15 protein-coding genes and 3 tRNA genes are annotated in these 14,062 nt (G+C 61.8%); 15 read left to right on the top strand and 3 right to left on the bottom strand.

Translation table 11 applies throughout. The features are described 5' to 3' along the window. The first annotated feature begins 34 nt into the window (after positions 1–34). The 6 genes from GJE22_RS05425 to GJE22_RS05400 all read left to right on the top strand — a co-directional run bounded on the left by GJE22_RS05425 (position 35) and on the right by GJE22_RS05400 (position 5,775). Positions 35–412: a hypothetical protein gene (locus tag GJE22_RS05425; protein ID WP_144688353.1), complete on the top strand. Its 378-nt coding sequence runs from the start codon at positions 35–37 to the stop codon at positions 410–412. A 222-nt stretch (positions 413–634) separates the two neighbouring features. Beyond that, complete coding sequence (gene yfcE / locus GJE22_RS05420) at positions 635–1,204, top strand: phosphodiesterase (protein WP_144688354.1); 570 nt, start codon at positions 635–637, stop codon at positions 1,202–1,204. Between the two features lie 3 nt (positions 1,205–1,207). Next, positions 1,208–2,071: a nucleoside triphosphate pyrophosphohydrolase gene (gene mazG / locus GJE22_RS05415; protein ID WP_235895826.1), complete on the top strand. Its 864-nt coding sequence runs from the start codon at positions 1,208–1,210 to the stop codon at positions 2,069–2,071. A 151-nt stretch (positions 2,072–2,222) separates the two neighbouring features. Then, positions 2,223–3,512 carry a phosphopyruvate hydratase gene (gene eno, locus GJE22_RS05410; protein WP_019129208.1) on the top strand — a complete coding sequence of 430 codons (1,290 nt, stop codon included), beginning with the start codon at positions 2,223–2,225 and terminating at the stop codon, positions 3,510–3,512. A gap of 327 nt (positions 3,513–3,839) precedes the next feature. Next, complete coding sequence (locus GJE22_RS05405) at positions 3,840–4,739, top strand: FtsB family cell division protein (RefSeq protein WP_235895827.1); 900 nt, start codon at positions 3,840–3,842, stop codon at positions 4,737–4,739. Between the two features lie 40 nt (positions 4,740–4,779). Further along, on the top strand, positions 4,780–5,775 hold the full coding sequence (locus GJE22_RS05400; protein ID WP_144688371.1) for a Ppx/GppA phosphatase family protein: 996 nt from the start codon (positions 4,780–4,782) through the stop codon (positions 5,773–5,775). Positions 5,776–5,779: 4 nt separating this feature from the next. On the opposite strand, the gene GJE22_RS05395 is transcribed toward GJE22_RS05400, so the two are convergent. Next, a tRNA-Leu gene (locus tag GJE22_RS05395) sits at positions 5,780–5,864 on the bottom strand. 176 nt (positions 5,865–6,040) lie between these two features. Between GJE22_RS05395 and GJE22_RS05390 the strand changes: the two genes are divergently transcribed. Together GJE22_RS05390 and GJE22_RS05385 are read left to right on the top strand one after the other, a co-directional pair. Further along, a complete protein-coding gene (locus GJE22_RS05390; protein ID WP_019129211.1) occupies positions 6,041–6,325 on the top strand; it encodes a PTS sugar transporter subunit IIB in 285 nt (94 codons plus the stop codon). Positions 6,326–6,428: 103 nt separating this feature from the next. Next, a tRNA-Leu gene (locus tag GJE22_RS05385) sits at positions 6,429–6,515 on the top strand. A 100-nt stretch (positions 6,516–6,615) separates the two neighbouring features. On the opposite strand, the gene GJE22_RS05380 is transcribed toward GJE22_RS05385, so the two are convergent. Beyond that, positions 6,616–6,936 carry a YbjQ family protein gene (locus tag GJE22_RS05380; protein ID WP_019129212.1) on the bottom strand — a complete coding sequence of 107 codons (321 nt, stop codon included), beginning with the start codon at positions 6,934–6,936 and terminating at the stop codon, positions 6,616–6,618. A gap of 153 nt (positions 6,937–7,089) precedes the next feature. On the opposite strand from GJE22_RS05380, the gene GJE22_RS05375 reads away from it, so the two are divergent. The 5 genes from GJE22_RS05375 to rplT all read left to right on the top strand — a co-directional run bounded on the left by GJE22_RS05375 (position 7,090) and on the right by rplT (position 8,914). Further along, positions 7,090–7,284, top strand: a complete 195-nt coding sequence (locus GJE22_RS05375) for a hypothetical protein (RefSeq protein WP_144688355.1) — start codon at positions 7,090–7,092, stop codon at positions 7,282–7,284. A gap of 128 nt (positions 7,285–7,412) precedes the next feature. Beyond that, positions 7,413–7,499: transfer RNA gene (locus GJE22_RS05370), tRNA-Leu, on the top strand. A gap of 168 nt (positions 7,500–7,667) precedes the next feature. Next, positions 7,668–8,285, top strand: a complete 618-nt coding sequence (gene infC, locus GJE22_RS05365; protein WP_035102013.1) for a translation initiation factor IF-3 — start codon at positions 7,668–7,670, stop codon at positions 8,283–8,285. 30 nt (positions 8,286–8,315) lie between these two features. Continuing rightward, positions 8,316–8,507, top strand: coding sequence for a 50S ribosomal protein L35 (gene rpmI, locus GJE22_RS05360; RefSeq protein WP_019129215.1), 192 nt, complete (start codon positions 8,316–8,318; stop codon positions 8,505–8,507). Positions 8,508–8,554: 47 nt separating this feature from the next. After that, positions 8,555–8,914, top strand: coding sequence for a 50S ribosomal protein L20 (rplT, locus tag GJE22_RS05355; RefSeq protein ID WP_019129216.1), 360 nt, complete (start codon positions 8,555–8,557; stop codon positions 8,912–8,914). Between the two features lie 130 nt (positions 8,915–9,044). On the opposite strand, the gene GJE22_RS05350 is transcribed toward rplT, so the two are convergent. Continuing rightward, positions 9,045–10,706 (bottom strand): amidohydrolase, encoded by a 1,662-nt coding sequence (locus GJE22_RS05350; protein WP_144688356.1) that lies wholly within the window; start codon positions 10,704–10,706, stop codon positions 9,045–9,047. Between the two features lie 182 nt (positions 10,707–10,888). Here GJE22_RS05350 and GJE22_RS05345 point away from each other — a divergent pair, with 182 nt between their 5' ends. After that, positions 10,889–12,148 (top strand): M20 metallopeptidase family protein, encoded by a 1,260-nt coding sequence (locus GJE22_RS05345; protein ID WP_218957892.1) that lies wholly within the window; start codon positions 10,889–10,891, stop codon positions 12,146–12,148. An 82-nt stretch (positions 12,149–12,230) separates the two neighbouring features. Next, positions 12,231–13,571: an MFS transporter gene (locus tag GJE22_RS05340; RefSeq protein WP_144688357.1), complete on the top strand. Its 1,341-nt coding sequence runs from the start codon at positions 12,231–12,233 to the stop codon at positions 13,569–13,571. Positions 13,572–14,062 lie beyond the last annotated feature (491 nt).

Genomic DNA, 14,062 nt, shown 5'->3' with positions numbered 1-14,062 from the left:
CCTTTCGAGATAGCTCGAGCGAAGGGGGAGCACCATGTCTCAGAACCAGAAGATCTTGAAGATTATGAGCTTCGTCGCGGTCATAGCTGCGCTCGGCATGGCGTGGTGGTCGTCTATGGCCATTGCGTTCGCCAACACCTCGCCGGGGCTTCTGCTTGCCATCTGCTCGGTGGTGCCTTGCGTGCTCGACCTGTTCCTGGGCGTCTGGGGCATCGGGGCGGCCAACCGGCCTGCCCGTGCATACGCGACGACATACGTGGGGGTGACGCTGCTCGCGCTCGTGCTCAACGCGGTAGCTGTCGTGGTGTACGTGCTTCTGAACGGTTTCGTATGGCCGGCAATCGTCAATCTGGTCATCGTCGCGGTGTACTACTACTTCTCGCGCGCCGTGCGCTTCGAAGCGCTCAAATAGCCGGTAAAGCCGGTCGGCGGCTTTCTTCCTCTTCTGGCATGCCAGCTTGCCTCCCGCATCCCCTGCGCAACGCTTGGGATGCGGGAGGTTTTTTATGCGATGAGCAGGCTGCCGAGTGCGCTCTCGGTGCAGCATCGATTTTGCCGCACAGGGCGGCTCGCCGTCGCTTGCGTGGGGCCGGATTTGCTACCCTTGTGGGGTCACCGATGGAAAGGACGGCTCATGAAGGTTCTCATCGCATCCGATATCCATGGTTCCGCGTACTGGGCGGAGCGGCTGGTCCGCGCCGTCGAGGCGGAGCAGCCCGACCGGATCGTGCTGCTCGGCGACTTGCTCTACCATGGTCCTCGTAACGACCTCCCGCGCGAATACGACCCGAAGCGCGTCATCCCCCTGCTGAACGGCCTCGCGGATGGCGGCAACCTTGTGGCAGTGCGGGGAAACTGCGATGCCGAGGTTGACCAGATGGTGCTCTCGTTCCCCTGCATGGCCGACTACGCCGAGCTGGTTGATGACGGCGGCAGAACGCTCTTCCTCACGCACGGCCACGTGTTCGGAGCGGGCTTCCATAACAGTGTCGACAACATCCCGGCATTGGCGGAGGGTTCGGCGGTCGTCTATGGCCATACGCACGTCAAAGTCAGCGAGGCCGTGGGCGTCCGGCCTGGTATCTGGGCGTTCAACCCGGGCAGCGTGTCCATTCCCAAGGATGGATCGCATAGCTATGGCATCTATGAAAGCGGCAAGGTGCTCGAGGGTGCTTTCCGCCACGTTGTGCTCGAGGAGGCGTAGGCGATGCCGGGGCCTATGGATCTGTCGGAGCAGGGCAAGCGCGACCGCACGACCCGCGTTGACGCCCGCGATGCCTTCGATGCCCTGACCGAGACCATCTGGCGTTTGCGACAACCCGACGGCTGCCCATGGGACCGCGAGCAGACGCATGCCTCGATTGCAAAGAACATGATCGAAGAGGCGTATGAAGCGGTTGACTGCATCGAGGAGGGCGATACCGCGCACCTTCGCGAGGAGCTGGGCGATGTGCTCATGCAGGTCATGCTTCATGCGCAGATTGCGGCCGACGCCGATGAGTTCACGGTCGAGGATGTGGTGAACGAGCTTAATGAGAAGCTGATTCGCCGGCATCCTCACGTGTTCGGCTCGGCGACGGTTGCTCGCGATACCGCAGAGGTGCTCGATATCTGGGATCAGGTCAAGCTTGCCGAGAAGGCATCGAGCGATACGGAGGCAGCGGCGGGCGGCGCCGAGCGTCCCCAGGGGCTTCTCGAGGGCGTTCCCCGCGCCTTGCCGGCCCTCATGCAGGCGCAAAAGGTCTCACGCAAGGCTGCTGCCGTTGGTTTTGAGTGGGAAAGCGTCGCAGATGTGTGGGATCAGGTTGCCGAGGAGCGCGCCGAGTACGAGCGCGAGCCGATCGGCTCCTCCGCGCGAGAGCTCGAGTTCGGCGACATGCTGTTCGCCCTCGTGAACGTTGCGCGCAAAGAGGGCATCGATGCCGAGCGCGCGCTGCGTGCCAGTACGGCGAAGTTCCGCACACGGTGGGAAGCGGTAGAGGACCGCGCTTGGAGCACAGGCCACCGGGTTGAGGAGCTGTCGACCGAGGAGCTCAACCGCCTGTGGGGTGAGGTGAAGAAAGCGGAGTAGGCGTCCTGCGCGAATCGCGCACCGATCGGGCCCTTCTGGAGCTTTGGCACCTCGACCGTCGAGGGATGTTTCGAATCCCGGTATGGAAACGCCGAGATTGTGGAATACTGAGACAAGTTTGTTAAGGCTAACCTTTTGGAAGGGGCGCACTATGAGTGAGATTTTGGACGTCTATGGCCGCGAGGTGCTTGATTCGCGCGGCAATCCCACCGTTGAGGTCGAGGTGACGCTCGACGACGGCTCGTTCGGCCGCGCGATGGTTCCCTCCGGTGCTTCGACTGGCGCGTTCGAGGCTGTTGAGCTGCGTGACGGCGATAAGGATCGCTATTTGGGCAAGGGCGTGATCAAGGCCGTCGACCATGTGAACAAGGAGTGCGCCGAGGCGGTAATCGGCATGGATGCGTTCGACCAGCGCGCGGTCGATGCCGCCCTCATCGCTGCCGACGGAACTCCCAACAAGGGCGCGCTTGGCGCGAACGCCATCCTCGGCGTGTCCCTCGCCGTCGCGCGCGCCGCTGCCCAGTCGGCGGGCCTCGAGCTTTACAGCTATCTCGGGGGCGTGAACGGCCACACCCTGCCCACGCCCATGATGAACATCTTGAACGGAGGCGTGCACGCCGATAACAACGTGGACTTCCAGGAGTTCATGATCATGCCGGTGGGCGCACCCACCTTCACCGAAGGCCTGCGTTGGTGCGCCGAGGTGTACCACACGCTCAAGTCCGTGCTCAAGGAGAGCGGCCACGCGACGGGCGTGGGTGACGAGGGCGGTTTCGCTCCGGATCTGGCGACGAACGAGGAGCCGCTTCAGTACATCGTCAAGGCCATCGAGGCTGCTGGCTACAAGCCTGGTGACGATTTCATGATCGCCATGGATCCGGCCACCACCGAATGCTACGACGCCGAGCGCGGCGTATACGTGCTCAAGGGCGAAGGCCGCGAGCTCACGACCGACGAGATGATCGACTACTGGGCCGCGCTGGTGGAGAAGTATCCCATCATCTCGATTGAAGACGGCCTCGCAGAAGAGGACTGGGACGGCTGGGTCAAGCTTACCGAGCGTTTGGGTAAGAAGGTCCAGCTCGTGGGAGACGATCTGTTCGTCACCAACACCGAGCGCCTGAAGAAGGGCATCGAGATGGGCGCTGCCAACGCCATCCTCGTTAAGGTGAACCAGATTGGCACCCTTACCGAGAGCCTCGAGGCGATCGAGATGGCGAAGCGCGCCGGGTATGCCTGCATCGTGAGCCACCGCTCTGGCGAGACCGAGGATTCTACGATCGCCGACCTCGCCGTGGCAACGAATGCGGGCCAGATCAAGACGGGCGCTCCCTGCCGCTCGGACCGTATCGCCAAGTACAACCAGCTCATCCGCATCGAGGACGGGCTGTATACCTCGGCTGAGTACGCGGGCCGCACGGCGTTTTACAACCTGCGGTAGCGATACCTCCCGGCGGGAAGCCCCGGATTCCTCCTTCGCTGGTCCTCGCAGCTCGGCGGGAAGCCCCGGGAAGGGTTCCTTCGCGTGTGGTCCTCGGAGTTCAGCAAAGCTGAACTCCTGCGGGAAACACGCTTCGGAATCCCTTCCCCGGGCTTCCCTGCGGTAACGGCCACGGTTAGGCGGGGAGGGGAAAGCAGAGGTGCCGATCTGGGGGGGGTGCGGGGCGTGCGCATTTGACGGATGCGTCGAAAGTCTCCGGTTTGAGGGTGCGCGAGCGTGTCATAATGAAGCGGTAGCGCAACCACACTTCAATCAAACAAGGCGCCCATGGAAACCTATCGCGATAATTCGAAAGCAGCCGGCGCGCAGCGTCGCCAGTCCGTCTCATCTCGCTCCGGTAGCGCGCACGGGACATCGCGTGCCCGTCGCTCTGCACAGGGTGAAGCGACGATTCGGGACGGTTCTGGCTCCGGTGCCGCGCGTGCCGCCGACCGCCTGCGGTCGAATGGGCGAGGACGCGCCGTGAACGAGGGCGGCCGGTCGGCATCGACCCGGCGGGCGACGGGCTCCCGTAGGCATCGCTCGAACTTCATGCGCTATGCGGCAGACAACCGCGTCGTGCAGACGATCTACGCCATCACGACGGGGCCGTGGCGCTTCGCATTCTACGGCGTCGTTGCGGCGGCGATCGCGCTCAGCGTCTATTTTCCCGTGCGCGACCTGTACGCGGCCTATCGCACGGGCGATATCCTCGAGCGCCAGCTTGCTGTTCGCGAGAGCTACAACAAGACGCTCGAAACCGAGGTCAACAAGCTCCTTTCCACAGAAGGCATCGAAGACGCCGCGCGCCGGAACCTTGGGCTCGTGATGCCCGGCGAGCACGCGGTCGAGGTCATAGGGCTCGAGGACGAGGCGGGCGACACATCGTCAGATGGGGCATCGGGCGATTCCGGCGGAAGCGCTGACGCGTCCGATGCTTCGGCCGATCAGTCGGGCAATGCCTCTGGCGACGAGGGCGACGCGTCCGGCGCTCAGGATGCCGCCTCGACCGATTCAGGTGCTTCGGACTCCGCTGCTAGCGCTTCTTCCGATCCAAGCACCTCTGCAGAGGTCGAGGCCGCCGAGCAGGCAGTGGCCAACGATGCACCGTGGTACATCAAGGTGCTCGATGCGTTTTTCTTCTACCAGGGCGTCGAGGGCCAGACGGTTTCCTCGACGGGTAATTGACGCTCGCGCGGTGCGCGGGCCAGGGAGGGCGGCATTGCCTATGTTGCTTGATCGAGATGGTTGCGCACGCATTGCGGCGATCGATCTGGGTACGGTCTCATCGCGGCTCTCGCTCGCACGCGTTCGCGATGGCGCGATCGTGGATTCGAAGAAGCATTCCGTTATTACCGACATGGGGCAGGGCGTGGACGCGACAGGTCGCTTTAGCGCTGGCGCCATCGATCGCGTGGAGGCTGCGTGCCGCACCTTCGCAGAGGAAGCCCGTGCTTTCGGTGCCACGGCGACATGCGTCACCTTGACGAGCGCTGCACGCGACGCGGAAAACGCCGAGGATCTGCTCGCTCGCCTGCGCGCTCTGGGCCTTGCGCCCCAGATCATCCCTGGCGAGGTGGAGGCGAGGCTCACATTCTATGGGGTCGCCCACGATTTTCCCGGCGAGCGCATTGCCGTGGCAGATCCCGGCGGCGGCTCGACGGAGATCGTCGTCGGCACCTACGATCAGCGCAATGCACATCTCGAGCTCGAGCATGTGCGGTCGCTTGACATCGGCTGCCGCAGGTTGACCGATCGGTTCTTTACTGCCAATCCGCCCACTGCCGAGGAGCTCGCGGCTGCTGCCGCGTGGTCTCACGACCAGTTCGCCTCATACTGGGATGAATTCGCCGACCGCCCCAGTCGATTCATCTCGGTGGGGGGTACGGTGACGACGCTCGTTTCGCTAACCTATGAGCTCGAACCCTACGACTCCTCGTTCGTTCACCTTCATGGCCTGACGCTCGAAGAGGTCGAGCGTCAGCTCGATCGCATGAGCGCGCTGACGGTCGCGCAGATTCGCGAGCTCAAGGGCATCCAGCCCAAGCGCGCTCCCATGATGCAGGCGGGAACGATTATCATCCGCGAACTTATGCGGGCAGGCGGATACGAGGAGCTTACGGTAAGCGAGAGCAGCCTGCTCGCCGGCATGGCGGCAACGATTGATGAGGCCCTGAGGGGCGAGAAACCGGTTGTCGGCTGGACGCCGGAGCTATCTGAGTAAAGGTTGGTAGGGGCGGTGGGACTCGAACCCACAATCCCGAAGGCCGAAGATTTTAAGTCTCCTGCGTATGCCAATTCCGCCACGCCCCCATCGAAGACACAGTCTAGCAGACGGGGCGCTGGCAGGCGCGCGGGGAATCTACTGATATGCAAGGAATTCGCTGATATTTCCAACCCGCCGTTATTTTTTCCAACTCACTTCTGGGTTTTTGCCATCGAGGGCGGTACACTATACCCATTGCACTTATCGAAAGGAGACCTTCGACATGAAGAAGATCGTGCTGGCCTGCGGTTCTGGAATCGCTACCTCGACCGCCGTTGCGCAGAAGGTGTCTGCGCTGCTGAATGACAACGGCTACGAGGGACAGTACGAGATCGTCCAGTGCGCGATCTCTGAGGCCAAGGATGCTTGCGCCGATGCCGACCTGCTCATCGCGACGACCGTCGCTCCGAATGGCCTTGAGTGCCCCTATGTGAGCGGTGTCCCGTTCCTCACCGGTGTCGGTCGCCCCGCTGCCGAGAAGGAAGTTCTCGACATCATCGCCGGTTAACCGCACAGGTTTGGCGCGCTACCCGTTTCATAAAAATGGGGCTTGCGCGCCTCGAGGCGCTAGGGTAAGATGAACAGCGCTTTCGGCGTTAGCCGAGACATATGCGGGCGTGGCGGAATTGGCAGACGCGTATGGTTCAGGTCCATATGGGGGCAACCCCGTGAAGGTTCAAGTCCTTTCGCCCGCACCACTGAATATGAAGGCCCCGGCAACGGGGCCTTTTCTTATGCACGGGATATGCGGAGAGAGCTCTTCGTTTGTCTGCAAAGTTGTAAGGCCGCTTGGTTTAGCTAGCTTGCACGGCGAATGCGTACGGCGGTGCCCGAAGCCACCGTCATGATCATCCCTTCAAAGGTTTCGTAGCCAAGCGAGGTGCCCACGACAGCGTTGGCGCCGAGTTGCTCCGCGCGGTCTGCAAGTTCGTCCAGAACCTCGCGGCGCGCGTTCTGCATCTCCTCCTCATATCCTGCCGAGCGTCCGCCGAACACATTGCGGATCCCCGCGCCCAGGTCCTTGAACATGTTGATTCCTGACACTGCCTCTCCGGCGATGATGCCCAGATACTCAACGATCTCGTAGCCCTCGATGGTCGGGGTGGTGGTGACGATCATGCTGCTCCTTTCTTTGGCGCCTGCAGCTCAAGTATAGGAAGCGCGCGTGCCGCGACCGGTTAAGAAAAGCTAAAGAACGCGCGAACGGTCGGCGCGAGACGGCAGGAGGCCCTGCGATTTGCTATTCTGTGGCGCAGGGAAGGAGAGATGCGCATGACGTGTCTGTATATGGTTATAGCGCTATTCATCGTTGCGGCTATCATCTCGTTCGTCTTGTCGTTGCTCGGCGTGCTCTTCGTGGGTGCGTTGCGGCTCATCCCGATCGTGATGCTCGTGCTCGCGGTCGCCGTACTTCTTGGCAAGGTAAAGATCAGCATCGCGCACGATGATGACGATGACCGGCGCTAGGAGCGCGGGTGTTCCCGCCCCGACCGGGTGGTATTGGCCTGGCGGGAGCGGTGTCCGATTTGGCCGGATTGCAACGTCGCGTGCAATCGCGGTCTTCTGTGGTACTATGTACCGGCGGTAGCGCAGTTGCCGGAGTGGCGGAATTGGCAGACGCAGCAGACTCAAAATCTGCCGTTGGCAACAGCGTGAGAGTTCGAGTCTCTCCTCCGGCACCATTTCATGATGAACTCATGGAGTGCGCAGAGCTGTGCTATCATGCATCCGCATTGTTTCGGCAATGCTAGCAAAGTGGAACCGATGGTTCCCACCTTTCGGCGCCTTGAGCAGCTGTCTGGTCATCACAACCTATGAGGGCGGTGCATATGCATCGCTTGCTTGGAACGATTGACCCGGTTGCTGTGCATGGCACCGGGTTTCGTGTTTTGAAGGAGGTACCGAAAATAGCTAAGCACGATGACACGCGCATCAATGACGAGATCACCGCGACGAGGTGCCGCCTGATCGGTGTCGATGGCTCGCAGCTGGGGCTCTTCGACATCCGCGACGCGCAGCGCATCGCCGACGAGCAGAACCTCGACCTCGTCGAGATCGCTCCGAACGCCGATCCGCCCGTATGCCGCGTCATGGACTATGGTAAGTACAAGTACCAGCAGGCCATGAAGGCCAAGGCAGCGCGCAAGAACCAGTCGCGCGTCGAGGTCAAGGAGATGAAGTTCCGTCCCAAGATCGACGTCGGCGACTACGAGACCAAGAAGGGTCACGTGCTCCGCTTTCTCAAGAAGGGCGCGCGCGTGAAGATCACCATCATGTTCCGCGGTCGCGAGATGGCGCATCCGGAGCAGGGTCTCAACGTGCTCGAGCGCTTGGCGGAGGACCTCAAGCCCTATGCCACGGTCGAGTCGCAGCCCAAGCTCGAGGGCCGCAACATGCTCATGCTCCTCGCTCCCATCAAGGGCGCTTTCGACGAGAAGCCCGAGAAGAGCGAAAGCGATAAGAAGTAGTTTGTCCTGTAAGCGATAAAGGAGAATTCCATGCCCAAGATGAAGTCTCACAGCGGTACCAAGAAGCGTTTCCGCGTTACCGGCTCCGGCAAGCTCATGCGCGCCAAGGCCTATAAGAGCCACATCCTGACCAAGAAGACGACGAAGCGCAAGCGCGGCTTCCGCCAGGAGACCGAGATCTCCAGCGCCGATCGCAAGACCGTCGTTTCGCGTCTCGCCTAATCCCGCTTCGTTCCCGTCTTTTCTGAGTTAGTAGGAGTTGATCAACTATGGCACGTGTGAAGCGCGCTCTCAACGCCCGTAAGCACCACCGCACCATCATGAAGCAGGCGAAGGGCTACTATGGCGCCCGTTCGCGTACGTATAAGGCTGCCAAGGAGCAGGTGCAGCACTCCCTCCAGTATCAGTACCGTGATCGCCGCAACAAGAAGCGCGAGATTCGCAGCCTCTGGATCACCCGCATCAACGCTGCCGCCCGCATGAACGACATCTCGTATTCTCAGTTCATGCACGGCCTGAAGGTCGCCGGCATCGAGCTCGATCGCAAGGTGCTTGCTCAGATGGCCTACGAGGACATCGAGAGCTTCAACGAGCTGGCCGCCATCGCCAAGAAGGCGCTCGAGGCGTAAGCCAGGCTCATCCATCTCATTGCAACCAGCCGGGCTGGAAGGCATACGCAACGCCTTCCAGCCCGGCTGTTTTTCTTTCGCCCAAAATGATAAAACCAACCGGGTTGGTTTTATCATTTTCGGGTGAGGTTTATCGCTCGAAGACCTTCTCTCCGCAGATGTAGGTGGCCGCGACCTGCACGCGGTCTATCTCGTCGGCAGGGATGGCGAGGATGTCTCGGTCGAGCACGGCGAAGCTCGCCTTATAGCCGGCCTTGAGCATGCCGAGCCCTTCGAAGCCGAGGATGCGCGCCGGTTCGCGCGTATAGCGGGCGAGCGCCTCCTCCACGCTGAGCGCCTCGGCGGCATCGAAGTCGAAGTGGTTGTAGGCCTGGCGGGTCACTGCGCTCTTGATGTTGGGGAAGGGGTCCGAGGGTACGGCCCAAGATGTTGCGGGGGCATCGGTTGAGATGCAGACGTCCACGCCGGCATCGACGAGGGTGCGGAAGGGGTAGCAGCGGCGTGTGCGCTCCTCGCCGAGGTTCGTGAGGTAGGTGCCGATTTCGGCATAGGGGAAGATGGGTTGCGTGACCACGACGATTCCGTTTGCCGCCATCGCGCTGATCGCATGCGGCGAAGGCGCGGTCACGTGTTCGATGCGCACTGGAGGCACGCCATTGGCGTCCCAAAGCCCAGCCGCTATGACGCGGTCGATGACGCGGTCGATGGCATGGGTTCCCATGGCGTGGAGCGAGAGCTGGCAACCATGGTTCTGGCAAAAGGCTATGGCATGATCGATGTCATCGTCAGTGCAGGTCGGCATGCCGCAATTCGTAGCGCCCAGATCGCGCTCTGAGGGCAGGAATGGGTCATAGAACCATGCCGTGCGCCCCGACACGCTGCCATCGGTCAAAATCTTGATACCTGCCGCGAAGATCTGCTGGCTACGGTCCATTTGCTCGGGGCCAAGCTCATAGGCGTCCGGGTTTTGCTTGATGTAATCCCAGAGCATATAGGTGGCCACATCCTGCTTGAAGCCGGCGCGCGCAGCGGCTAGGAGCAACGGATGGGTGTCGGTGCCGTCGACGCTGCACATGTCGGTCGCGGCGACGATACCCTGCGAGGCGAGCAGTCGGCCGAGGTCCACGATGTGCTGCACGGCATCATGCTCGCTCGGTTTGGGGATGAATGGCGTGACGAGGTCGCGCGCCGTCTCCTTGAGGACTCCGGTGGGCTCACCGGTGGCATCGCGCTCGATCTCTCCGCCAACAGGATCGGGCGTGTCGCGCGTGATACCAGCGATCTCGAGCGCACGGCTGTTGACACAGCGGATGTGCCCGCAGGTGCGCATGATGCATACGGGCGCGTCGGGGCTTCCGGCATCTAGGTCCCAACGGGTGGGTGAGCGGTGCTCGGCAAGAAGCGCCTCGTCATAGCCCCAACCCTCGACCCAGGCGTTGGGGCCTTGTGCGGCGCGGCGGGCGCGAATTGCCTCGGTGAGCTCGGCGATCGAGGCGATGTTCGGTGGCAGGACCGAGATCTGCGGTGCAAAATTCGCGAGCATCACAGCATGCATGTGCGCGTCCACAAAGCCGGGGATAACGCGCGCGCCGCCTAGGTCGACCTCTTCATAGGCATCACCCGCGAAGGCGGCGGGCAGTTTGTTCGCACAGCCGATCCAGGCGATGCGTCCGGTGGCGTCGGTCACGAGCGCATCGGCCTCGGGCTGCGCAGGGTCTTCCGTCGTGATGCGCCCGCCTATGAAGCGTGTGGGCACGGTGGCGGCCGGGAATTGCTGAGGCTCTAAAGGCATAGGCGATCCTTTCCTCAATCGTTTCAAATGGCGAGTGTCGCGCTGCGTTCAGCATAGCGCAGGCGTGGGGCGCTGCGAGGATGTTTCGGGGAGGTTGCTATTTGGCCCCGTAAGCGCAATCATGGGGTCAGGCGAGCGCGAAAGCGGTTACTGTGCTTGGATGAAGCAAGGAGGAGACCGCAATGGCAACGTTGTGTGCAGCTATGATTTCCGAGGCGCGTTCCCTGCAAGACGAGATCGTCGCGGATCGGCGTGCCCTGCATCAGATTCCCGAGGTAGGCATGGCCCTGCCCGAGACGGTTGCGTACGTGTCGCAACGGCTTGAGGGCCTGGGCATCACATGGAGGCCGTGCGGCACCGTCGCTCATGAGCTCACGCGCTCGTATGAGAGCCTCGGGTATCCGGGTATCGACCGCTCCACGGGCATTGTGGCGACTGTGGGCTCTGGGGCGGGTCCCTGCATCCTGCTCCGTGCCGACATGGATGCCCTGCCCATCATCGAGGAAAACGACTTGCCGTTTAAATCCACGCGCGCATGCAGCCATATGTGCGGGCACGACGCGCACACGGCGATGCTGCTCGCAGCGGCCGCGGTGCTCAAGCGCCACGAGGCAGAGCTCCCCGGTACCGTCAAGCTCATGTTTCAGCCGGGCGAGGAGCTCGGCGCCGGATCCAAGACGATGATTGACGACGGCGCGCTCGAAGCTCCGCACGTCGACGCTGCCTTTGGGCTTCACGTCATGTCGAACGAGCCTGCCGGTCAGGTATCCTTTGCTCCCGGTGTGTCGAGCACCTCGCTCGACACCTTCGTCATCAAGATCCAGGGGCGCGGCGGCCATACTTCGGCCCCGCAGCAGTGCATCGATCCGCTTATGGTGGCCAACCAGGTATACCAGGCGCTCAACCTCATGATGACGCGCGAGGTTGAGCCGGCGGCAGCTATCACCCTCTCGTGCGGCGCGCTCCAAGCGGGCACCGTGCCCAACACCCTGCCCGACACGGCGGACCTCAAGTTCGGCCTCAGGAGTCTCAACGTCGCGGCGCGCGAGCACGTGCTCTCGCGCATTCCCGAGCTTGTGGAGGGGTATGTGAAGGCGTGGCGGGCGAGCTTCGAAGTCGCGATGTTCAACTGCCCCAGCGTGGTGACCGACCCGCTCTTGGCGGCCGAGCTGCAGCCGGCGTTTGCGGCGGTGGTTGGCTCGGCACGTGTACACAAGGCCGAGCCCATGGCGGCAACGGAAGATTTTAGCTACGTGTCGGCGGCGGTGCCGAGCGTTTTCGCGATTCTAGGTGCGGGAAGTCCCGGTGCTGCACCGCACCATAACCCGCATATGCACCTTGATGAGCAGGTGTTTTGGATGGGAGCGGCTCTACACGTGGCGGTTGTCGCCACGTGGTTCGAGCGTCATGCGCACATCGCGTCCAAGCATCGGCAGGCATAAGGGCGCATCGAGCGAGCGCGCATAGCGAGCGCGTGCCAATGCGACCGGCAAGGGCGACCGGCAAGAAGAAAGAGAGGTCTCTATGGCACCCTCGGCAAGCAATCTACCAAGCGGCACTCGGCGTCCCTACTTTGGCTGGTGGCTCGTGGTGTCCGGATTTCTCATCATGGGCACCTGCTACACCACCATGGTGAGCGGCATGTCGCTCTTCCAGCCGCATATCGTCGAGGATCTCGGCATCACCGTGGGCACCTATAATATGGCGAATTCCATGTCCACGCTCGTGTCGATCATCGGCTCGCTCGTTATCGGCAATGTAGTTGACCGCGTGGACGGACGCATTCTGGGCGGGTTTTCTGTCGCCATCACGGCGGCGGCGCTCATCGGCTTCGCCTACGTTGGGGCTGCGTGGCAGCTCTTTCTGCTCTTTGCCATCGATGGTTTAGTCATCGTGGCAGGCACGCGCTTGCTCATCTCTATCGTGCTTACTAATTGGTTTACGCTCAAGCAGGGGCTTGCCGTCGCGGTGGCACTCAGCGGTTCGGGCTTCGGCGGCGCGATTTTCTCGCCCGCGGTGAGTAGCCTTATCGCCGCCGTCGGCTGGCGCGCATCCTTCATGGTGCTCGCCGCCTTGTGCTTCATCATTGCGTTTCCCATTACCGTGGCAGTCTTTTATAGCCGGCCTGCCGACAAGGGCCTCGAGCCATACGGCGCTGCTGAGGCCGCGGGCGCGGCGGCTGCAAGCGAGAAACGCGTGGGCGATGTGCCGGTCGATGTTGAGGTGCCATGGGGTCACGTCTGGCGGCACCCGTCATTCTGGCTCATGGTGGCCGGTTTTATGGTAATGGGCGTTATCAACGGCGCCGCGATTCCCAATTCCATTACTAATATGACGTCGGTGACGGTCGAGGGCCAAAAGATCGTGACCGGCGGCCATGACATGGTGTATGCGAGCTCTATCTACTCGTTCAATATGATCGTGGTGCTTGTATCTAAGATAGCGACGGGGTGGATGTACGACCGCTTCGGCGTCCGCATCGGGATCATCGTGGGAAGCGCAGCGTGCCTTATCGGCTCAGTGGGCCTGTGCTTTGCCAGTACGATGTGGGGTCCGGTGGTGAGCGCAATCTTCTTTGGCTTCGGTACGTGCATGGGCACCGTAGCGCCCTCACTTGTTGCCGTGCGCTGCTATGGGGCGAAAGACGTTGGACGCATCACGGGGTGGCTGACGAGCTTGGAAATGCTGGGGTACGCCTTCGGCACGATGCTCTCGGGCAGTCTGTTCGATGCGTTCCACTCGTTCGTGCCCATGTGGATGATCAATATTGCGGGCAGCGTTCTCATGCTTGTGCTCCTTCTTGCCGCCGCTCCGGCAGCTCGCGCCCTGGTAGATAAGATCCGCCAGGAGACACAGGTGGCATAGCGGGAAATGGAACAGGGGAAGCGCTTGATCACACCCTGTATCAAAGGGTTGCCCGACATTTCAGGCACGTTGCTCGGGGAGTCGTGGGTCGGCTCGCCAAAGCCGAGCGAGATTTCAACTTTTGGGCACTCCAGAGGGAAGACCCAAAGTACAGTCGCAAAAGTCCGAAAAGCATGTACTTTCTGACCTGCACTTTTCACATTCGGGTAATCCTTTATATTCGATCACAGCGGCTAGCAGTGCCCAAAAGTTGCAATCACGAGCGCTAGGATGCGGCTAAATGCCGGTAAACAGCACTATCTAGAGGAGGAACAAGGCAGTGCCGTCCGTAAGTATTTAGATAGAGGATTGTTCTGGTGCGGTTAATTATGTAGGAAATGTGAACCCCCGATTCCCCCTTGCGCGGGGGCCGGGAGGCTGGCATTATATCTCCTTGCCGCGCGGGCCGGAGCGCCCGCAGGCAGCGTACCTTGGGAACCGGATACCGCGGG

The sequence above is a fragment of the Enorma shizhengliae genome, assembly GCF_009676995.1.
Classification (GTDB): Bacteria; Actinomycetota; Coriobacteriia; order Coriobacteriales; family Coriobacteriaceae; genus Enorma; species Enorma massiliensis.
The sequence above is the reverse complement of the archived record's forward strand: the minus strand, read 5'-3'. Positions and strand labels throughout refer to the sequence as shown.